Origin of the sequence: Mesorhizobium sp. LNJC391B00 (genome assembly GCF_000502535.1) — a bacterium.
Classification (GTDB): Bacteria; Pseudomonadota; Alphaproteobacteria; order Rhizobiales; family Rhizobiaceae; genus Mesorhizobium.
Genome location: NZ_AYWI01000008.1, coordinates 115,723 through 136,183, shown reverse-complemented (window position 1 = coordinate 136,183; position 20,461 = coordinate 115,723). Strand labels below are relative to the sequence as shown.

The 20,461-nt window shown below is 62.7% G+C and carries 19 protein-coding genes; 13 read left to right on the top strand and 6 right to left on the bottom strand.

Features of this window, described 5'->3' with window-relative positions; genetic code table 11:
- Window positions 1-182: 182 nt before the first annotated feature.
- The 13 genes from X750_RS144790 to X750_RS144850 all read left to right on the top strand — a co-directional run bounded on the left by X750_RS144790 (window position 183) and on the right by X750_RS144850 (window position 15,364).
- Window positions 183-3,335, top strand: coding sequence for a GAF domain-containing protein (locus tag X750_RS144790; protein ID WP_023748052.1), 3,153 nt, complete (start codon window positions 183-185; stop codon window positions 3,333-3,335).
- A 367-nt stretch (window positions 3,336-3,702) separates the two neighbouring features.
- Window positions 3,703-4,671, top strand: coding sequence for a manganese catalase family protein (locus X750_RS144795; RefSeq protein WP_023681124.1), 969 nt, complete (start codon window positions 3,703-3,705; stop codon window positions 4,669-4,671).
- Window positions 4,672-4,812: 141 nt separating this feature from the next.
- Window positions 4,813-5,862, top strand: a complete 1,050-nt coding sequence (locus X750_RS144800) for a chemotaxis protein CheB (RefSeq protein ID WP_023700011.1) — start codon at window positions 4,813-4,815, stop codon at window positions 5,860-5,862.
- Window positions 5,863-6,135: 273 nt separating this feature from the next.
- A complete protein-coding gene (locus tag X750_RS144805) occupies window positions 6,136-6,918 on the top strand; it encodes a heme-binding protein (RefSeq protein ID WP_031195823.1) in 783 nt (260 codons plus the stop codon).
- Entirely contained in the window at window positions 6,915-8,792 is a 1,878-nt protein-coding gene (locus X750_RS144810) for a methanol/ethanol family PQQ-dependent dehydrogenase (protein ID WP_023748051.1), read from the top strand. The genes X750_RS144805 and X750_RS144810 overlap by 4 nt, the downstream gene beginning before the upstream one ends.
- A gap of 58 nt (window positions 8,793-8,850) precedes the next feature.
- On the top strand, window positions 8,851-9,642 hold the full coding sequence (locus tag X750_RS144815) for a substrate-binding domain-containing protein (protein ID WP_245260968.1): 792 nt from the start codon (window positions 8,851-8,853) through the stop codon (window positions 9,640-9,642).
- The gene (locus tag X750_RS144820; protein ID WP_023681119.1) at window positions 9,639-10,172 is read left to right on the top strand and encodes a c-type cytochrome; all 534 of its coding nucleotides are present in this window, start codon (window positions 9,639-9,641) and stop codon (window positions 10,170-10,172) included. The genes X750_RS144815 and X750_RS144820 overlap by 4 nt, the downstream gene beginning before the upstream one ends.
- Window positions 10,169-11,182 carry a cytochrome c oxidase subunit II gene (coxB, locus tag X750_RS144825; RefSeq protein WP_023668010.1) on the top strand — a complete coding sequence of 338 codons (1,014 nt, stop codon included), beginning with the start codon at window positions 10,169-10,171 and terminating at the stop codon, window positions 11,180-11,182. The genes X750_RS144820 and coxB overlap by 4 nt, the downstream gene beginning before the upstream one ends.
- Window positions 11,179-13,149 carry a cytochrome c oxidase subunit I gene (ctaD, locus tag X750_RS144830; protein ID WP_023748050.1) on the top strand — a complete coding sequence of 657 codons (1,971 nt, stop codon included), beginning with the start codon at window positions 11,179-11,181 and terminating at the stop codon, window positions 13,147-13,149. The genes coxB and ctaD overlap by 4 nt, the downstream gene beginning before the upstream one ends.
- A complete protein-coding gene (locus X750_RS144835; protein WP_023681116.1) occupies window positions 13,146-13,751 on the top strand; it encodes a cytochrome c oxidase subunit III in 606 nt (201 codons plus the stop codon). The genes ctaD and X750_RS144835 overlap by 4 nt, the downstream gene beginning before the upstream one ends.
- Window positions 13,751-14,092, top strand: a complete 342-nt coding sequence (locus X750_RS144840) for a hypothetical protein (RefSeq protein ID WP_023681115.1) — start codon at window positions 13,751-13,753, stop codon at window positions 14,090-14,092. Before X750_RS144835 ends, X750_RS144840 begins: the two co-directional genes overlap by 1 nt.
- Window positions 14,089-14,967 (top strand): cytochrome c oxidase assembly protein, encoded by an 879-nt coding sequence (locus tag X750_RS144845; protein WP_023748049.1) that lies wholly within the window; start codon window positions 14,089-14,091, stop codon window positions 14,965-14,967. The genes X750_RS144840 and X750_RS144845 overlap by 4 nt, the downstream gene beginning before the upstream one ends.
- A complete protein-coding gene (locus X750_RS144850; protein WP_023704605.1) occupies window positions 14,948-15,364 on the top strand; it encodes a c-type cytochrome in 417 nt (138 codons plus the stop codon). The genes X750_RS144845 and X750_RS144850 overlap by 20 nt, the downstream gene beginning before the upstream one ends.
- Before the next feature lies 1 nt (window position 15,365).
- Here the strand turns inward: X750_RS144850 and X750_RS144855 are convergent, their stop codons facing one another.
- Genes X750_RS144855 through X750_RS144880 form a run of 6 tightly spaced genes read right to left on the bottom strand, consistent with a single transcriptional unit; the run spans window position 15,366 to window position 20,451 of the window.
- A complete protein-coding gene (locus X750_RS144855; protein ID WP_023748048.1) occupies window positions 15,366-16,172 on the bottom strand; it encodes an ABC transporter permease in 807 nt (268 codons plus the stop codon).
- On the bottom strand, window positions 16,169-16,894 hold the full coding sequence (locus X750_RS144860) for an ATP-binding cassette domain-containing protein (RefSeq protein ID WP_023704604.1): 726 nt from the start codon (window positions 16,892-16,894) through the stop codon (window positions 16,169-16,171). Before X750_RS144860 ends, X750_RS144855 begins: the two co-directional genes overlap by 4 nt.
- The gene (locus X750_RS144865; RefSeq protein WP_023748047.1) at window positions 16,891-17,853 is read right to left on the bottom strand and encodes a PQQ-dependent catabolism-associated beta-propeller protein; all 963 of its coding nucleotides are present in this window, start codon (window positions 17,851-17,853) and stop codon (window positions 16,891-16,893) included. The genes X750_RS144860 and X750_RS144865 overlap by 4 nt, the downstream gene beginning before the upstream one ends.
- The gene (locus tag X750_RS144870; protein ID WP_023704602.1) at window positions 17,841-19,016 is read right to left on the bottom strand and encodes a branched-chain amino acid ABC transporter substrate-binding protein; all 1,176 of its coding nucleotides are present in this window, start codon (window positions 19,014-19,016) and stop codon (window positions 17,841-17,843) included. Before X750_RS144870 ends, X750_RS144865 begins: the two co-directional genes overlap by 13 nt.
- Window positions 19,013-19,684 (bottom strand): ATP-binding cassette domain-containing protein, encoded by a 672-nt coding sequence (locus X750_RS144875; RefSeq protein WP_050588790.1) that lies wholly within the window; start codon window positions 19,682-19,684, stop codon window positions 19,013-19,015. Before X750_RS144875 ends, X750_RS144870 begins: the two co-directional genes overlap by 4 nt.
- Window positions 19,684-20,451 (bottom strand): ABC transporter permease, encoded by a 768-nt coding sequence (locus tag X750_RS144880; protein WP_023704600.1) that lies wholly within the window; start codon window positions 20,449-20,451, stop codon window positions 19,684-19,686. Before X750_RS144880 ends, X750_RS144875 begins: the two co-directional genes overlap by 1 nt.
- Window positions 20,452-20,461 lie beyond the last annotated feature (10 nt).

The following is a 20,461-nucleotide window of genomic DNA, read 5'->3' as shown; positions in this document are numbered from 1 at the left end:
CAGCCAGCGGGAGCTCGTCAAGTGCCCGCTGGTTTCCCCTTTATCCGCCACAGCGCGCCAAGCTGTCATTAACCTATGACCGGTGCGGCGTGTTCGGCTGACCGGCCCGCCAAAGAAACTGCCGTCCTGCGGGGAACTCTTGGCCGCAGACTGCATTTAAGTCCGGGCAAAACGGGGGCGAAATGGGGGCCACTTCAAGCAATCCGCGATCTGAACTGCAGCGCTTCGAGCTTTTGGCAGCGCTGGGCGACCGTATTCGCGAGATTACGGATCCCGCAGAACTGGCCTACGCAGCCGCGGAACTGCTGGGGAACCATTTTGGCATCAGCCGAGCCGGATACGGCACGATCGATCTAGAGAAAGAATCGATCACCATCGACAGGGACTGGAACGCGCCAGGCATCAAAAGCCTGGCTGGGACGCTGAATTTCAGGAACTACGGCTCGTATATCGAGGATTTGAAGCGAGGCGAAACCGTTGTCTTTGAAAACGCCGAGACAGATCCGCGAACCAGCGGCCATGCGGAGGCACTCAAAGCCATCAGCGCCCAATCCGTCATCAACATGCCCGTTACCGAGCATGGCGGGCTGGTGGCGCTGTTATACCTGAACCACTCCGCGCCCAGACGCTGGGCGACGGAGGAAATAGCCCTCATTTCGGCAGTGGCGGACCGGACGCGTACGGCGATAGAACGCCTTCGCGCCGAACTGGCCCTCCGTGAGAACGCCGAACGCCTTGCTTTTCTCGACCGCCTCGGCAGGGAGATAGCCCTCGCGGCCGACGCCGATGCTGTCATGCAGATCACCAGTCGGCTCCTCGGCGAACATCTTGGCGTCTCGATTTGCGCCTATGCCGACATGGAGCAGGACCAAGACCATTTCACCATCCGCGGCGATTGGAGCGCACCTGGCTCGCCCAGCATCAGGGGATATTACAGTCTTGCCGATTTCGGTCGCCTGGCTGTCACCAACCTCAGCGCCAACAAGCCGCTTATCATCAACAACAACCTTGAGGAAATTGCTCCCGAGGAAGCGAAGACCTTTCAGGATATCGGGATAACGGCAACCATCTGTATGCCTTTGGTCAAACAAGGCCGACTGACTGCCCTGATGGCCATCCACGACAAGCAGCGCCGCGTCTGGTCGCAACGCGAACTGTCCTTGCTGACCGAGGTGACGGAGCGGTCCTGGGCTCACATCGAGCGCGTTCGCTCGGAACAGGCGGCACGGGCGAGCGAGGAGCGGCTGAGGCTTGCCACCGACGCGGCCGCTATTGGCACCTGGGATTACGATCCCATCAGCGGAGTGCTGCGTTGGGACGACCGGTGCAAAGCCCTTTTTGGTTTGCCGCCGGACGCGGAGGTGACATATGAAAGCGCCTTCCTGGCGGGCCTCCACCCGGAAGATCGCGCACGGGCCGACGAGGCCGTACGCCAGTCGCTCGCGCCGGGCACCCCCTCCCGCTACGACATCGAATACCGGACGATCGGCCTTCGGGATGGCAAGGAGCGCTGGATTGCCGCAACGGGGGAAGCGCTTTTCCAGTCCGGCCGTGCGATCCGCTTCATCGGCACCGTGGTCGACGTCACCGCGCGAAAGCGGGTGGAGCATCAGCTTCAGTTGATGAACGCCACTGCGGCAGCCGTGGCGGCCGAGCTTGACGTGGAGCGAATTGTCCAGACGGTAACCGATGCCGGCGTGGTGCTGTCGGGCGCACAATTCGGAGCTTTCTTCTACAATGTGATCGACGACAAGGGCGACAGCTATGTGCTCTACGCCCTTTCGGGGGCACCTCGTTCTGCTTTCGAAAACTTTCCCATGCCGCGCAACACCGCGGTGTTCGAGCCCACTTTCCGCGGAACAAGCGTGGTGCGTTCCGACGATATCCTCACCGATCCGCGTTACGGCAAGAACTGGCCCCGCAAGGGCATGCCGGAGGGCCATCTGCCGGTGCGTTCCTATCTCGCCGTGCCGGTCGTCTCGCGTTCGGGCGAGGTGCTGGGTGGCCTCTTCCTTGGCCATACAGAAATCGGCGTCTTCGCCGAACAGCAAGAGGCGGCCTTGCTGGGGCTTGCGGGCCATGCCGCGACGGCAATCGACAACTCCCGACTGTTCAAGGCGCTGCAGACACTCAACGGCACGCTCGAACAGCGTGTCAAAGATGAAGTAGCGGAACGCGCCAGAGCAGAAGAGCACCTGCGCCAAGCCCAGAAGATGGAAGCTGTCGGACAGCTCACCGGTGGCATCGCGCACGACTTCAACAATATGCTGGCCGTCATCATCGGCGGCCTGAACCTTGTGCAGCGCAAGCTCAGAAACGGCGATACCAACGTCCACCAATTCGTAACCGGCGCGATCGATGGAGCACAACGTGCCGCAGAACTTACCAGGCGACTGCTCGCCTTTTCCCGCCAGCAACCACTGGCGCCGAAGCGGCTGAATCCAAATCGCCTCGTCTCCGGCATGAGCGAATTGCTGAACCGGACGCTTGGCGAGACCATCCAGATCGAGACCGTGCTCGCCGCGGGGCTATGGCATGTCGAGGCCGACGCAGGGCAATTGGAAAGCGCGCTGCTCAACCTTTGCGTCAACGCAAGGGATGCCATGCCTGCTGGCGGCAAGCTGACGATCGAGACATCAAACGCCCACGTCGACGATCGCTATGCCAGGGAGAACGCGATCCCCTCCGGCCAGTATGTGATGATAGCGGTCACCGATACAGGAACGGGCATGACTGCTGATGTTGTCGCAAGAGCCTTCGATCCGTTCTTCACCACCAAGGGGGTCGGCAAAGGCACCGGGCTGGGACTCAGCCAAGTCTATGGGTTTGTTCGCCAGTCCGGCGGCAGTGTGAAGATCTATTCCGAGCAGGGCATCGGAACCACCTTGAAAATATATTTGCCGCGCTCGCACCATGGCGTGCTCGACAGCCAAATCGACGTCGTGGCAGGCGAGCACCCCGGCTGTGCAGACGAGATCATCATGGTTGTCGAGGATGAAGATCGCGTCCGGCTGATGGCCGCGGAAGCGCTGCGGGAACTGGGCTACTCCGTGCTGGAAATGCAAGGTCCACGCGAAGCGCTGGTGGCCGTCGAAAGCGGGCAAGTGCCGTCGCTTCTGTTCACCGACGTGGTGATGCCGGAGATGTCGGGCCGGGAGTTGGTGGATCAGGTCAAGACAATGCACCCGTCGCTAAAAGTGCTCTACACCACCGGCTACACACGAAATGCGATTGTCCACAACGGCACGCTCGATTTCGGAACCGAACTTTTGACCAAGCCCTACACGATCGACGAATTGGCAGAGAAAGTCCGGAAGGTGCTGGATCGAAAGTGAACGGGCAACAGCCCGCGACGCTCGCCGTGTGACCGAACCCGGCGTTTGCCGCGTAAGGTGTGCGGCGAAACGGGCCGAAGGTGTCGACACCGACATCGTATTAATATGGCCCGGCTTCACTTTTCCGAGCCAGTATCCCTCCAGATTTTGTCTACCTCTTGCCCATCCGCGGCCTTGCTCATTGCTGTGATGGCGCAGCACGATCGAAGTCTCGTTGCCGCCGGTCACCGGTCGGAGAAATAAATGCCGCCTCTGGCTCCCTGCGATGCTCAACACTGAAGTTACCGTAAAAATGCTCGCTGGCCGATGGCCGGATGGAACAATCAACTTGCCGGGATGTTCGGATGATCTAACCGGAGAGATGTCCATGTTCATGCACAACAAGCGCCTGCAATACACCGTTCGCGTCTCGGAGCCGAATCCTCGCCTGGCCTGCATGATCATGGAACAGTTCGGCGGCGCCGATGGCGAGCTTGCAGCGGCCATGCGCTATTTCACGCAAGGGCTTGGCGAGGACGATCTTGGCCGTCGCGACATGTTGCTCGATATTGCGACCGAAGAACTCAGCCATCTCGAAGTGGTGGGATCAATCGTCACCATGCTCAACAAGGGGCTCAAGGCACAGCTGGCCGAGGGCCAAATGAAGGAAGCCGACCTTTACCTGATGATCGGCGCCAGCGGCACAACAGCCAAGGAATCAATTCTGTTCGGCGGCGCTCCCGCGCTGTGCGACTCAGCCGGCGTTCCCTGGACCGCGGCCTATGTCGACTCGCGCGGTGAACCTACGGTGGATTTGCGGTCGAATATCGCCGCCGAAGCCCGCGCCAAGATCGTTTACGAACGCCTCATCAACATCACCGACGACCCGGGAATCAAGGACGCGCTCGGCTTCCTGATGACCCGCGAGATCGCGCACCAGAAGTCGTTTGAGAAAGCACTCTACGCGATCGAAAACAATTTCCCTTCCGGCAAGCTCCCAGGCGTAGAGAAGTACGCCAGCATGTATGTCAACACCTCTCAAGGCGACGGCGATGTCGCTGGCCCATGGAATTCCGGCGAAGAGTGGGATCGGATCGATGACCTTGAAGAGGTGATGCCCGTCGACGGCGGAGACGGCCTGGCAACTGTCAAGCTGGGGGCCAAAGACATGAAGGTGGTGGCCAGGATGGCCGACCGTACGCTTTCCGATCCGGCTTCCGATCCGACAACAGGCGCTGATCTAGGAGCGGGCCCGGGAGCTGGCCGTACCAAGAACGCCGATTTCGGCGGCGCGGCAAGCATTCAGGAGGCCCCGGCCGTGGCAGAGGCTGCTGTCAAACGCGCACGTAGGCGTTAGTACAGAGCCGACATCATTGCGGGCATTTATGTTCCGCGATGCGGCCGGAAGCTAACACCGACGAAGGCAGGGCGCCCGACCAGCAACGGACTGGCCGGAGCGCTCGCATCGACATCTGTGCTGAATGTGGGTGAAGCAACCATGGCCACCGCCGCACCACGATCAGATTCGGAGCGTGCGGGCCAGCCGGACAAGGTCCGTCCCGACGGTTGCAAGAACCGGTGCATCGTGACAATCGGAGCATCGGCCGGCGGCGTCGACGCGCTGAAGAGACTTGTCCGCGATCTTTCGCCGGACATTCCGGCGGCTCTCCTCGTCGTACAGCACGTTGGTCCCACGAGTTACCTCGGCGACATTCTCGGTCGCGCTGCCAACATGCCCGTTGCAAATGCCTCCAACGGCATGAAGGTTAAAAACGGGCACATCTTCGTTGCACCGCCCGGAGCTCACCTTCTGTTACATGACGATCATATGCTGCTGCGGCGCGGGCCGCGCGAGAACCTGGCGCGCCCCGCCATCGACCCCCTGTTTCGATCGGCGGCCTGCAGCTTTGGCGGCAGCGTGATCGGCGTCGTGCTCACAGGCAGCCTCTCCGACGGCACCGCCGGCCTGCACGCAATCAAGATGTGCGGAGGCGTCAGCGTAGTCCAGGACCCCGGCGACGCTGCAGTACCCGACATGCCGCTGAGCGCCTTGCAGAATGTGGAAATCGACCATTGCGTCCCTCTGTCCGAAATGGCTGGCCTGTTGCACAGGCTTGCTTCCGAAATCGCAGGACCGACACCAGAAATCCCGTCCGGCATCCGCCTTGAGGCAGCGATTGCAGCTCAGGAGCACAGCACAATGGAACTGACCGAAGGCCAGCTTGGCGCCCCCTCGACATTTGTCTGCCCCGAATGTCATGGCCCCCTATGGGAGATAGAAGACGGGCCGATTACCCGTTACCGCTGCCACACCGGACATGCGTTCGGGGCAGACGTTTTGATGCAGGCCCAGGCTGACGATGCGGAGCAGGCTCTTTGGAGCCTTTTAAGAGCGCACCAGCAGCGGGCTGAGTTGGCGAAACGTACGGCAAAACGCGAAGCCGCGCGGGAAAGACACAGCCTGGCCAGCCAAATGGCTGCGCGGGCCGCGGAGTACGAAGCCGACGCGAAACTTATTGAAGAGATCATCCATCGTCGAACGCCGTGACAAGGCAACAGCGTTTGTCAGGGCGGGTGCGTCTGCGCCATCCCGATCGCATTTTCCTGGATCAGCCGCGTTGCCTCACCGCTTGGCCTGTGGCCACGGGTATCCAGGTCCCATGCTTTGATTGAACACCTGCACCCAAATCCAACTGCATGAATTTTATGCAAAGCAGGAACATAGAAGCATTACGCGAGTTAGGCACTGACGCACTGGACGTATCCTCGCATTCTGCGGTCTGCCGGGGTGGTCCTTGTTATGTAAACGAATGCCAGGACAATGTATCGCTCGCAGCTTTTCGTACCTCTTTTTGGCCTGCTGGTGCTGATGGGTGGCCTGTTCCATGGGCACGATGCCATGGCGCAGGAGCCCTGTCCGGCCGATCACGATAAGCTGCTTGCAGCCCTCAAAGCCAACGTGAAGGCAAGCGGCGGACCAGCCAATGGCGGCTTTGAAACCAACGAATGGGCAGCCATCGTTGCCCGTGACGGCACTGTCTGCGCGATTGCGTTCAGCGGCCCCACCCCCGACTCGCAATGGCCGGGAAGTCGGCTCATAGCAGCGGAGAAAGCCAACACGGCCAACGGTCTCAGCCTGGCTCAGATGGCCCTCTCTACGGCCAATCTCTATGCGGGGGTGCAGCCGGGCGGGCCGCTATTTGGCCTGCAGGAGACCAATCCCGTCAACCAGGCCGCGGCCTATACGGGCGATCCCAAAACGTTCGGTAGCGCCGGCGACCCGCTCGTCGGCAAGCCGATCGGAGGCGTCGTGGTGTTTGGCGGCGGGCTTGCCCTCTACGACGGCAAGAGCATTGTCGGCGGCCTCGGCGTTTCAGGCGATTCCTCATGCGCCGATCACAATGTCGCCTGGCGTATCCGCGCGGCGCTCGGCTTCGACAAGGTCCCGGCAGGCGTCAATCCAAATCGCAAGGATGCCATTGTCTACGATCTGGACCCCGGCGGCAAAAGCGCTTCGGGCTGGGGCCATCCGCTTTGCGCCGGAACGGAGGCCGACATCGCCGCCGAACTCGGCGCCGGCGTGGGAGGCTCGATCAATAAATGAAAGCTATGCCGCAGTTGGCATTAACGCGCGTTGACGTAGAACGACGTACCCGCAAATTGGCAGCCGGGAATTCCTTTGGCGCTATCCTTCTGGTGACGCTGCTCGCATGCCTGCTGCTTCTGGGCGCTGCGTCCGAGCCTCCTAAAACACCAGCGATCGTACCGCCAGCCGCAGCTTCGCCACCCGATGACGGCCAATGGACGATGCCGGCCAAGAACTACGCGTCGACGCGCTTCAGCGAACTCTCCGAGATCAATGAAGGCAACGTCAAGAACCTGCAGGTCGCGTTCACGTTCTCGACAGGCGTGAACAAGGGCCAGGAAGCAGCGCCGCTGGTCGTCGGCAACACCATGTATATCGTGACGCCCTTTCCCAACTTCGTCTATGCGCTCGATCTCTCCAAGCCCGGCGCCCCGATGAAGTGGAAGTACGAACCCAATCCCGAGCCGGCGGCACAGGGAGTGGCCTGCTGCGACGTCGTCAACCGCGGGGTGGCATTCGCCGACGGGCGCATCTTTTTCAATACGCTGGACGGCCACACGATTGCCCTTGATGCGAACACGGGCAAGCCGATCTGGAACACTCATGTCGGCAACATCAACATCGGCGAGACCATCACCATGGCGCCGCTTGTGGTGAAGGGCAAAGTGCTGGTCGGCAATTCCGGCGGCGAGATGGGCGTTCGCGGCTGGGTAAAGGCGCTCGACGCCGGCGACGGTCATGTCGTCTGGATCGCCTATAGCACCGGGCCGGACAAGGACGTGCTGATCGGACCGGACTTCAAGCCGCACTACGACATGGACAAAGGCAAGGATCTTGGCGTCACGACGTGGCCGCCGGAAGCCTGGAAGATCGGCGGCGGCAACATGTGGGGCTGGATTTCCTATGATCCCGATCTGAACCTGATCTTCCACGGCACCGGCAATCCCGGACCATGGAATCCGGATTTGCGGCCGGGCGACAACAAGTGGACGTCTGGCATTTTCGCGCGCGATCCCGACACCGGCGCGGCGAAATGGTTCTATCAGTGGAGCCCGCACGACCTCCACGATTATGACGGCATCAACGAGCAGATCCTGCTCGACATGACCTGGCAGGGCAAGCCGCGCAAGGTGCTGATCCGGCCGGAGCGCAACGGCTATCTCTACATCCTCGACCGGACCACCGGCGAGGTGCTGTCGGCAAAACCCTTTGGTCCGGTCAACTCCAGCAAAGGCGTGGATCTGAAAACCGGCCGGCTGATCGTAAATCCGGACAAGAAGACCGGCACCGGCAAGGTCGTTCGCGATATCTGTCCGACGGCGTCTGGCCTCAAGGACTGGCAGCCTTCCGCGTTCTCGCCGAAGACCGGCCTGCTCTACATCCCGCACAACAATCTGTGCATGGATGAAGAAGGCGTCGAGGTGAACTACATCGCCGGCACGCCCTATGTGGGCATGAACGTCCGCATGATACCAGGGCCTGGCGGCAATCGCGGCGCCTTCACCGCCTGGGACATCGCCGCAGAGAAACCGGCCTGGAGCCTCAAGGAGAATTTCCCGGTGTGGAGCGGCGCGGTAGTGACCGCCGGCGACGTTGTCTTCTATGGCACGATGGAAGGCTGGTTCAAGGCGGTCAGCGCCAAGACCGGAGACCTGCTTTGGCAGTTCAAGACCTCGTCCGGGATCATCGGCCAGCCCATCACCTATCGCGGTCCCGACGGGCACCAATATGTCGCCATCCTCTCAGGCGTCGGCGGCTGGGCCGGCGCCATTGTATCGGGCGATCTTGACCCGCGTGACGCCACCGCCGCGCTCGGTTTCGTCAATGCCATGAAGGATCTGAAGAACGCGACAACCTCGGGAGGCACGCTTTATGTGTTCCGGCTGCCTTGATGGATTGTACTTGACCGTAGGTCCGGCGCGAAAGGGGTGTCAACGGCTGGCGATCGGCATGGCCGCGATCGCCTTCGTGTTCTTGACGGCCACAGCCGACGCACGTGAGCTGAGGGTCTGCGCCGATCCGAACAACCTGCCGTTCTCCAACGCGGCAGGTCAGGGCTTCGAGAACAGGATCGCCGAAATCGTTGCGTCCGATCTCGGCGCCAAGCTGACCTATACCTGGTGGGCGCAGCGTCGCGGCTTCATCCGCAACACGCTGAAGGCGGGCCTGTGCGATCTCGTGCCGGGCACGCCGAGCAACCTCGAAATGCTGCGCACCACCACGCCCTACTACCGATCGTCCTATGTCTTCGTCACCCGCAGGGACGGCCCCGACGTAGCATCGTTCAATGATCCGCGGCTGCGCGACATGCGGATCGGTGTTCAGCTCATCGGCGACGATGGCGCCAATTCGCCTCCGGTCCAGGCGCTTGGCCGCCGCGGTATCGTCGGGCACCTCGTTGGCTATCCGGTCTATGGCGATTATTCCGCCCCCAACCCGCCGGCGCGCATCGTCGAAGCGGTGGCGAGTGGCGAGATCGACCTTGCCGTGGTCTGGGGCCCCCTCGCCGGCTACTTCGCCGCAAGGCAGAAGGTGCCGCTCCGCATCACGCCGGTTGCGCCCCGCATCGATGGACCGCAACTGCCGATGATCTATGACATCTCGATGGGCGTCCGCCGCGAAGACGATGCGCTGCGCGGCGATGTCAATGGCGCCCTGTCCAGGCACAAGGGCGAGATAGATGCCTTGCTGTCACAGTATGGCGTGCCCCGCCTCGATCCCTCGGGGAGCCCGGTGCGATGAGAGCCGCGGTGGCCATGCTCCTGTTTCCAGTCCTGGCGCTCGCTGCCTGCCAGCGCGAGGAACGTGACACGCGCCCGCAATCGGCGCTCGGATCGGGCGAGCAGCCGACGCCTGTGACCACGCTGGAGCCCGGCGGACAGCGCCCCCCCGCCAGCGACAACAAGGCGGCGAGCTTCGAGGCCAACGCCTTCCACATGAGCGAAGGGAAACGGCTTTTCGGCTGGTTCAACTGTTCGGGATGCCACGCCAATGGCGGCGGCGGCATGGGGCCGGCCCTGATGGACCAGAAGTGGCTCTATGGCAGCTCGATCGAAAGCATCCATGCCACGATCCGCGACGGTCGGCCAAACGGCATGCCGAGCTTCCGCGACAAGATTCCCGACGACCAGATCTGGGAGCTTGCGGCTTTCGTGCGCTCGCTGAGCGGCAACGCGCCGTCTTCCGCCGCGCCGCAACGCAATGACGACATGATGGCGCATCCGTCGGAAAACCGCATGCCCGACGCGGCCACGCTGGGGAAGTCGCCGTGAAACGTCTCGTCTCGATGGCGTTCGCCACCGCCGGCGCTCTGTTGCTCCAGGGATGCGCGGGCTGGCAATCCGCCCTCGACCCGAAAGGTCCTGCGGCGAGCGAACTGGCATGGCTGATCTGGTTCTTCACCGCGCTCTGCGCCGTGGTGTGGGTGCTGGTGATGATCGCCCTCGTCGTGCCCTTGATGATGCGGTCGCGCGCGCAGGCGGAGCCGCTCGCGATCAAGGCCGGCGCCGACGACCGGAAGCTGCGCGCGGTGATGACCGCCGTCGGGTTGACCGCCATTGTCCTGATCGGACTGACCTTGCTGAGCTTCTTCGCCAACAGGACGCTCGCCGCGATCGGCTCGGATGCCGCACTGACCATTCGGGTCACCGGCCATCAATGGTGGTGGGAGGTGCGCTATGAGGATGCCACGCCAAGCCGCATCCTGACCACGGCGAACGAGATCCATATCCCCGCCGGGGAGCCGGTGCGGCTTCTTCTGACCTCGACCGACGTCATCCATTCCTTCTGGATCCCGAGCCTTTCGGGCAAGCTCGACCTCATTCCCGGCCACATGAACGTGCTCGACCTCAAGGCAGACAAGCCTGGTGTTTACCGAGGTCAATGCGCCGAGTTCTGCGGGGCGCAGCACGCAAACATGGGCACCTTCATCATCGCCGAGCCGCGTGCGAAGTTCGACGCCTGGTGGAACGACCAGTTGCAGCCGGCCGCTACTCCGACGGGGGACGAGGCCAAGGCCGGCCAGGATCTGTTTCTGAAGCGCCCTTGCGTGATGTGTCACAGAATAGGCGGCACGCCTGCCGGAGGTACGGTCGCCCCCGACCTCACCCATATAGCCAGCCGGCAGACGCTTGCCGCCGGGACATTGACGATGAGCCGCGGCAACCTCGCCGCCTGGATAGCCGACCCACAGGGCATCAAGCCCGGATCCCACATGCCGGTGGTGGAGCTCAGCGGCGACGAACTCAACGCCATGGTCGCCTATCTCGAGGCGCTTAAATGAGCAGCGCGGATCTCACAAGCGAACGCGACCTGCCGCGCGAAACGCCCGCCACAGGCGACGTCGCACCCGAGCATGACGGACCGCGCGACACCGGCATGGACGATGCCAACCTGGATCGCTGGCTGGCGCGGACATGGCGCACGCCTCCCGGCATCATCGGCGCGCTGTCGAGCGTCGACCACAAGGTCGTCGCACGGCGCTATCTGATCACCGCCTTCGTGTTTCTGTGCCTGGGCGGGCTCAACGCTGTCGCCATGCGCATCCAGCTCTCAGGGCCGCAGCGCGGTCTGATCGACCCGGACCTCTACAACCAGCTGTTCACGATGCATGGCGTAACCATGATGTTCCTGTTCGCCGTGCCCATCGTGCAGGCGACAGGCATCTATCTCGTGCCGCTGATGGTCGGCAGCCGCAACATCGCCTTTCCCCGCCTGAACGCGTTCAGCTACTGGATCTATGTTTCGGGCGGCATATTCGCCTGGGTGTCTTTCGCGCTCAACATGGCGCCCGACGTCGGCTGGTTTGCTTATGTGCCGCTGTCAGGCCCCGAATTCGCGCCGGGCAAGCGGGCCGACGTCTGGGCCCAGATGATCACTTACACAGAAGTTTCCTCACTGGCCGTCGCGGTGGCAACCATCGTCACCGTGTTCAAGCAGCGAGCCCCCGGCATGTCGCTGGACAGGATTCCGCTCTACGTCTGGGCAATGCTGGTTACCTCCTTCGTCGTCGTCTTCGCCATGCCCGCGGTGATGATCACCTCGACCTTCCTGATCCTCGACCGGCTGGTCGGCACACATATCTTCAACCCCGCCGAGGGCGGCGACGCACTGCTCTTCCAGCATCTGTTCTGGTTCTTTGGCCATCCCGAGGTCTACATCATCTTCCTGCCGGCGACGGGCATGGTCTCCGCGATCATCCCGGTCTTCGCCCGGCGTCCCGTGTTCGGGCATCTCGGGCTGGTCTTGTCGCTGATTGCCGTCGGTTTCCTTTCGTTCGGCCTCTGGGTCCATCACATGTTCGCGACGGGGCTACCCAAGCTCGGCGCCAGCTTCTTCACCGCGTCGAGCATGCTGATCGCCATCCCCAATGGCGTTCAGATCTTCTGCTGGCTGGCAACCTTGTGGGACGGCAGGCCGGTGATCCGCACGCCGCTGCTGTTCGTGTTCGGCTTCTTTTTCATCTTCGTCATCGGCGGCCTCACCGGCGTCATGCTCGCTTCGGTGCCGCTGGACCTCCAGGTGCACGACACCTATTTCGTCGTCGCCCATTTCCATTACGTGCTGATCGGCGGTTCGGTCTTCCCGCTGCTGGGCGCGGCCTATTTCTGGTTCCCCAAGATCAGCGGCCGCATGATGAGCGAGCGTCTCGGGCGCTGGCATTTCTGGCTGGCTTTCATCGGCTTCAACGCAGCTTTTTTTCCAATGCATCTCGTCGGGCTCTGGGGCATGCCACGAAGGGTCTACACCTATCCGGCCGAGCTTGGCTGGGGCAACATCAACCTGTTCATCAGCGCTGGCGCGGTGCTCTTTTTCCTCAGCTTCGTACTGTTCACTTTCAATCTTGTACACGGCGCGTTGAAGGGCGCGCTGGCCGGAAACAATCCCTGGGATGCCGGTACGCTCGAATGGGCGACGCCTTCGCCGCCGCCAAGCTATAATTTCGCGCGGATACCGATTGTCACGCATGTCGAGCCGCTCTGGGCCGAACGGGAGGCGCTGCCTGTGGCGACCGGTCTCCGCGTCGATGTCCGTGAGCTGTTGATCTCAACCGTGGCGGAAGCCCACCCCGACATTCGCGAGAAATCGGCGACACCGTCGATCTGGCCGCTGCTGGCGGCAATCGCTGTCGGCGGTACGTTTGTCTATTCGATCTTCACGCCCTGGGCGATCGTCTGGGGCGCCGCGCCGATCGCCATCACCTTGATCGGCTGGTTCTGGCCCAAGGACGACCCGGAGGATGAGGGATGAGTGAGCGTCCCAGCTTGGATCTTTCGGACCTCCCAACCTTTGGACATGGTCCGCGCAGCCCGACCTGGTGGGGAACGCTCGGCTTCATGGCGCTGGAAGGCATGGGCTTTGCGTTGGCCGCCGGCGCTTATCTCTATCTCGCCACTTTGTGGCCCAACTGGCGTCTAAGCGCCCCGCACCCCAACCATTGGCCCGGAACGATCGTCACCATCCTGTTCATTATCAGCGTGGTGCCGAATCACATCCTCCACGGCCATGCCAAGCAATGCGCGATCGTGCCGGTGCGGATCGGGCTGGTGGTGATGTCGCTGCTCGGTCTGGCCCCGCTTGTCGTGCGCTGGTTCGAATTCCCGGCGCTGAACATCTACTGGGACACGAACGCCTATGGTTCAATGCTCTGGGTGCTGCTCGGGCTGCATACCACACACCTGATCACCGATGTCGGCGACACCATCGTTTTGACGGTGCTGATGTTCACACGCCATGGCTATAGCGGCCGGCGCTTCGGCGATGTCGGCGACAATGTCTTCTATTGGGATTTCGTGGTGCTGACCTGGATCCCGATCTATCTGCTCATCTACTGGATGCCGAGGCTAGGCTGATGCGTGCGTTGAAAATGGGAACGTCCTGGGGTGGTCTTCTGTCGGGGCCGATGGCTTGGGCAATCTCGACGCAGCTGAACTACGCACTCGTACCATGGCAGTGCAACCGCCAGGTGCCGGTGGTGCTTCCCGTGGCACTGGTGCTCGCCGTGCTTTCGCTGCTCGGCGGTGCCTTGTCATGGCGGGCGAAGCGGCAGGGCGGCGCCGCCTTCAAGCCTGAGCGCACGCGCAGCACCGAGCAGTTCGTCGCCGATCTCGGCATGCTTGCGGCATTGCTGTTTGCCCTCGTCATCATCATGCAAGGCAGCGCGGCTCTCATTCTCGACGAGTGCCTGCGATGAGCTTCGACGCGTTCTTCTCGACCTCGATCTGCTACGGCGCCGGCGCGCCCGAGGCCGGATGGACGCTCGCATTTCCCATCACGTTTCCGCTGGCCGCGATTGCCTTCCTTTATACCATCGGAGCGACTCGGTTGTGGCGCCGCAGCAGCCGAGGCCGTCCCGAGCGGATGCGGCAGGCGTTGTTTTTCGCCGCCGGTTGGGGCGTGCTGACGGCAGCACTGGTCAGCCCCATCCATGCGCTCGGCGAGCGGGTGTTTGCCGCCCATATGATCGAGCATGAACTGCTGATGGCGGTGGCGGCGCCCCTCCTTGTCGCCGCTTGCCCAGGCGCAGTCCTGCTCTGGTCCTTGCCGGCCGCACTTCGCCGCGGGACGGGCAAGCTCATGCGCGCAAAGACGCTGCAATCCGTTTGGGCCCTGGTGATCCGTCCCCTCAACGCGACGATCATTCACGGCGTCGCCATCTGGATCTGGCACATTCCGGCGTTGTTCCAGGCAGCGCTCCAGCAGGGCTTTCTTCATTATGCCCAGCATGCGAGCTTCCTCGGCACAGCCTTGCTGTTCTGGTGGGCGCTCCTACCGCGCCCCGGTCGACAGCAGACCTATGGCAACTCCGTCATGCATCTTTTCTTCACCTCGCTCCATACCGGCCTGCTCGGTGTCCTGCTGCTGATGTCGCCCAAACTCTGGTATCCGGAGAATGGCGCCGGCGCGGCATTGTGGGGAATGACCGCGATCGAGGACCAGCAGCTCGCCGGATTGGTAATGTGGGTTCCGGCCGGCTTGATCTATGGCGGCGCCGCCCTGCTGCTCGCCGGCCTCTGGATAAGCAGCAGCGCAACCAGGGAGGCAACACATGCGCTCCGACCTGGGTAGGCTGATCGGGGGCGCCCTTGCCGCAATCCTGCTGCTGACCGCGGCTGTGGCAGCGGCGACCTTGTGGTCCGACCGGCGCGACCGTGTCCGGCACGAGTCGGATGCGGCGACCGGGGGCGTAGGCGCTCGCGCCATTCCGATCATGACGGCGAATGGCTGCTCCGGCTGCCATACGATACCCGGCGTGCCGGGTGCGCAAGGCCAGGTCGGACCCCGCCTGGACGGTGGCCTTGCCGACAGGGTCTTTATCGGTGGCCTGCTGGCAAACAATCCGGAGAACATGATCCGCTGGATACGCTCGGCGAGGGAAGTCAATCCGCACACGGCCATGCCGTCGACGAGGATCACCGATGAACAGGCGCGGGACATCGCCGCTTATCTCTATGCGTTGAGGTAATTCATCCCTCGCCGCCGCGCCGGGACCACAAGCCCCGGCCGGGGTCATAGCCGATGACCGCCGCGAGGAAGAAGGCGATGAGGCAGCCAAGGACCACAACCGCCGCGACAGGATCGAACCGCAGATAGAGCGCGAAGCGTATCAGCTCGACCGCCGAGCTGAACGGGTTCCAGGCGGCGATTGTTGCCAGCACCGGTCCCGCCTCGGCAAGCCGCCACAGCGGATAGAGCGCCGTCGAGGCAAAGAACACCGGAAAGATGACGAAATTCATGACACCGGCAAAGTTCTCCATCTGTGTCGAAACCGAGGAGACAAGCAGTCCGAACGCGCCAAGCATGAGGCCCGCCAGCACGAGCGCCGGAAATACCGCGACGTAGCCGAAAACGGGCGGCCGCACATCCCAGAAACGCGCGATCAACAGAAACAAGTAGACCAGCGGCACGCCGACGATCACGCTGGCCAGCAGGCGCGCCGCAAGCAGGTACCAGCGCGGCAATGGTGCGGTCAGCAACAGGCGCATGCTGCCCATCTCGCGATCGTAGACCATGGCCAGCGAACTTGCCATGGCATGGAAGAGCAGCATCATGGCCGCTAGCCCAGGCACCACATACAAGTCATAGAGAACATAGGTCTGGTAGGGTGGCGTGATCGACAGACCGAGAACGGAGCGGAAGCCAGCGGCAAAGATTGCCAGCCAGACCAGCGGCCGTACCATCGCCGAGAGCAGCCGGCCGCGTTGCCGCAACGTGCGCAGCATCTCCCTGCGCAGGATGCCGTTGAGCGCGCGCACTGCGTGAGACGTTTTCATTCGGACTCCGTCAGCGACGCGAAGGCCTCGCCCGTGCTCGCCACACCGAGATCGGCAGCCAGCCGATCGGCGCGGCCGGCCCACCGGATTGTGCCTCGATGCAGCACCACCACATCGTCATCCGCCGTTAGTTCCTCCAGAAAATGTGTTGCCCACAGGACGGCAATGCCGCGCTGGCGGCAAAGCTCCCGCACGTGCCGCTCGAGCGCGTGGCGGCCCGGCACGTCGAGCCCGGTGGTCGGCTCGTCCAGCAGCAAAAGGCGTGGGCTATGCATCAGAGCGCGTGCTATCTCGACACGGCGACGCTGCCCCCCGGAAAGCGCTCGGGCAGGATCGTCGATCCTGTCCAGCACATCCAGCCGGCCGAGTTCGTGGATGGAGCGCTCCTTGCTCAAGGCCTGGCTAAGGCCATGCAAGGCCGCGTGGTAACGCAGGTTCTCGCCGGCTGTCAGATCGAGATCGAGGGTCGGCAACTGGAAGACGACGCCCATCTGCGCCAACGCGGCGGACGGGTTGACATCCATCGCCTGGTCGAAGACATGCACCGAGCCGGAGCGGGCGTGATAAAGACCGGTGATCAGCGAGAACAGCGTTGTCTTGCCGGCGCCGTTGCGGCCTAGCAAGATGCACATCCTGCCTTGGGCCACAGAGAAGGAGACGCCGTCGAGAACCCGCCGGCTTCCGAAACTATGGCCCAGATTCTCGACCGACAAGGCGTTCATGGCCCGATCACGACGCCCCACGGTCCCCGCCCCACCGGCAGCGATTTCACCACCTCCTGGTTTTCCAGATCGATAAACGAAATATCGCCGGAATTCCCGTTTGCGCTGACCAGGCGCTTCTGGTCGCCGGAGAGCGCAACGTGCCAGGGTCGTTGACCAACAAGGTAGAGCCGACGGACCGTCAGCGTTTTAACATCGACTTCCGCAATCCTGTTGGCGGGGCCGAGCGCCACATAGACCGTCGTGCCATCGCGGGACGTCGCCATGCCGACCGCCTGCACACCCTCGCGTCGTATACCCGGCACCTCGAACTCGACTTTGCCGGTCTGCGCGCGCGTTGCCGTGTCGAAGACGGTGACGGTGCCCCGGATCTCCGAGGACACCCAGAATTGCTTACCGTCCGGCGAGAATAAAGCCGCGCGCGGCCGGGTATCGACCAGCAGATTGTCGACGAGTTCAAGCGTGCCTGCGTCGATCAGATGCACCATGCTGGTGGTCTCCGAAGTGCAGGCGACATAGCGGCCGTCGGCGCTGGCCGCCATTCCTTCCGGTTCGACGCCGACATCCACGGTGCCGATGACCTTGGCCGCGGCGATGTCCACCACCGACACCAGATTGTCATTCTCGTTGGCGACGAACAGCCGCTTGCCATCGGGATGGACTGCGAAGAATTCCGGATCGGCTCCCGAAGGCAATTCCCCGACGACCCGCCGCTTCGAGACGTCGACCACGTCGATGCGGTTGTCGTCGCCTTCCGCGACGAACAGCATCTTGTTGTCGATCGACAGTGCCAGCCCGCGCGGACGGCGGCCGACATCGATCGTCGCCAGCAAAGTCATTGTCACGCCGTCGACGACCGCGACGGTATTATCCTGCTCATTGGAAACGTAGATGGTCTCGGCGGCGGCGGGAGCAGCAAGAGCGAACGCCGCCAACAACAGCGTCATCAGAACTTGCATGTGCTCTCCTCCAGGTCTATGCCCAGCGTGTCGAGCGGCGTGCGCTGATGCAGGAAGCCCGGTTGCGGTGAGCTGGAAATCAAGAGGCGAGGCCCGGCGATCAAAATGGGCTGGCGCATCTGTCCGTCCCAGGGACGGAAACTAAGCCCCTGCCCCTTGAAGCCAGCGAGAAGAAACGCGTCGCCGCGTATATATCTGCCGATTGCCGCGGGATCGAGACTGTGCAGGCGCGTCGCCGCTTCGCCGATACTGCGCACAGCGAGCCAGGCCGCGTAGTCGCTGGGCAACATCCAGCGCCCTGCCTGCCTGTGGAAACGGTCCTGCAGTTGCGTGGCGCCCCATTCCTCGCTGACAGCGCTCCAGCCTGTGGCGACCAGCCCTTGCGTGCCGGCGACGATTCTCGGCAGCGCGGTGCGGCCCTCCAGATAGGCGCCGAATTCATCCGCCACGTCGGCGACCACGAGCACATCATAGTCGCTGACCTGCGTGACCGCGGGTATTTCGGTCTGCAGCGTGACATGCCCTGTATCGGCACGTCCGTTGGCGGGCCTGAATGTCCACGGCTGGTCGATCGTGATCTCGGCTCCGAAGCGAGCCGCCGCCCGTCGAAAGGCCGCAGCCATCGCCTGATCCTGCGAATGCGGCCCCACAAGCAGGAACCAACGCTGCCAGCGCTTCCAGGCGAGATATTGCGCCAGCCCGTCGGCGAGCATGGCGCGGCTCGGGATCGTGTGCAGCACGTTCCCACGGCAGTCCTGCTGGCGAAGCACGTCGTCCGGCGCCCGGCTGTTGAGCAACGTCATCTGCTCGGCACCGGGCGCGGCACTGGCCTGTAGAAGCTGACTGGCGTCGAGATCGGCGACGACAAAGGCGATGCCGGCATCGGCGAATTGTCTTACCGCGTCGTCCGGCGTTTCGGTTGGTTTCAATATTCTTTCCTCCAGCCGAAATTTCTGCCCAAGAAACCGGCCGGTGCTTTCGTCGTCGGCAATGCCGAGCCTTGCGCCTTGCAGGCCGTCATCGGTGACGGCTTCATCAAGGGGTCCAAGGGGCAGAGCCGGTTTGCGCTCCTGGCCGATATACCCGATCACCATCGTCTGTTGCTCGGTGGCGCCAGGGCCGGTGATCAGCAAAAGAAAGAGAAGGCCCAGCAACAGTCTCATTGTGTCGCCCCCAGCCCAAACCGCGACGATCCCGCTTCATCGCCACCAGAGATTGCGACATCGCGCACGATGCGCGCCGGCGATCCCTCCAGGACAATAACCCGATCACCCAGCGACGAGGCATATGCGAGATCATGCGTAACCAGCAGCGTGGTAGTCCGCCGACTGGCGAAACAATCCTGCAGCAGGCAGCGCATGGCTTGCGCGGTCGCCTCGTCGAGTGAAGCGAATGGCTCGTCGAGGAGGAGTAGCGCAGGCTCCATGGCGAGCGCCCGGGCAAGCGCTACGCGCCGCGCCATACCGCCCGAGAGTCGCTGCGGATAGCTCTTCTCATTGCCTTTCAGACCGACAGCGGCAAGCCACCGGGCCGCATCGGGCGCGCGATCCGGGATGGCCAGCTCTACATTGCGCAAGGCGGTGAGCCAGGGCAGCAGCCTCGGTGTCTGGAACAGCATGCCTATCGGAAGCGGTCGTCCGCTCACGCTGCCGCGAAATTCGCGGTCGACGCCCGAAACGATCGACAGCAGCGTCGACTTGCCGACACCGGAAGGGCCGGTCAGGACGCAGACCTGTCCGTCGGCTATATCAAGCGACAGCGCGCGAAAGATCGTCCGGCGCTGGCCGTCGTCACCGGGGAAAGTCTTGTACTCGATCCTGATCCTCAGCATCAGCGTCGCCAGGCGAACAGACGACGTTCCAACGGCACAAGCAGTCCATACTCTATGGCAAGCATCACAACGCCGAAGCTGATCGCATAGGCAAGGATGTGGGTGACGTCGAAGTTCTGAAAATAGACCTGTAGCTGGAACCCGACGCCGTTGGAGCGGCCGAGCAGTTCGGCGAGCAACACGATCTTCCACGTCAATGCCAGCCCGCTGCGCAGGGTGACGAGAAAGAACGGCGCCAATTGCGGCAGCACGACATGCCGCAGCTTTGCAGCACGCCCGAAGCGATAGAGCTCAGCCATTTCGGCAAAGTCCTTGTCCAGCCGGCTGGCGCCTTCACGAATAGTCACCACGACATTGGGGATCTTGTTGAGCGCGACCGCAAGGACAAGCGCAGTCTCGGCAAGACCAAGCCAGATATAAATTACAATGACCGTGATCAGCGCCGGCATGTTGAGGAGTAACACGATCCAAGGCCTCATCCATATGTCGGCTCTGTGCGAGCGGCCTGCCGCGTAGCCAAGGGCCGCGCCGATGACGATTGCCGACCCGAGGCTTGCCACGACGCGCGCAAGCGAGATGCCCAAATGGTATGGCAGCTCGCCCCGAACCACTTCGTGCAGGAGAACCGAAACAACCTGGACCGGACCAGGAAACAGGCGATCGGCGGCGATCGATGATGCAATCTGCCAGACGAGCACCATGGTCAGCAATGCCGCAGTCGATTGCCAACGCTGCATTGTGATGGGGAACGCTGGGACATCGGTCATTGGCGCGAGC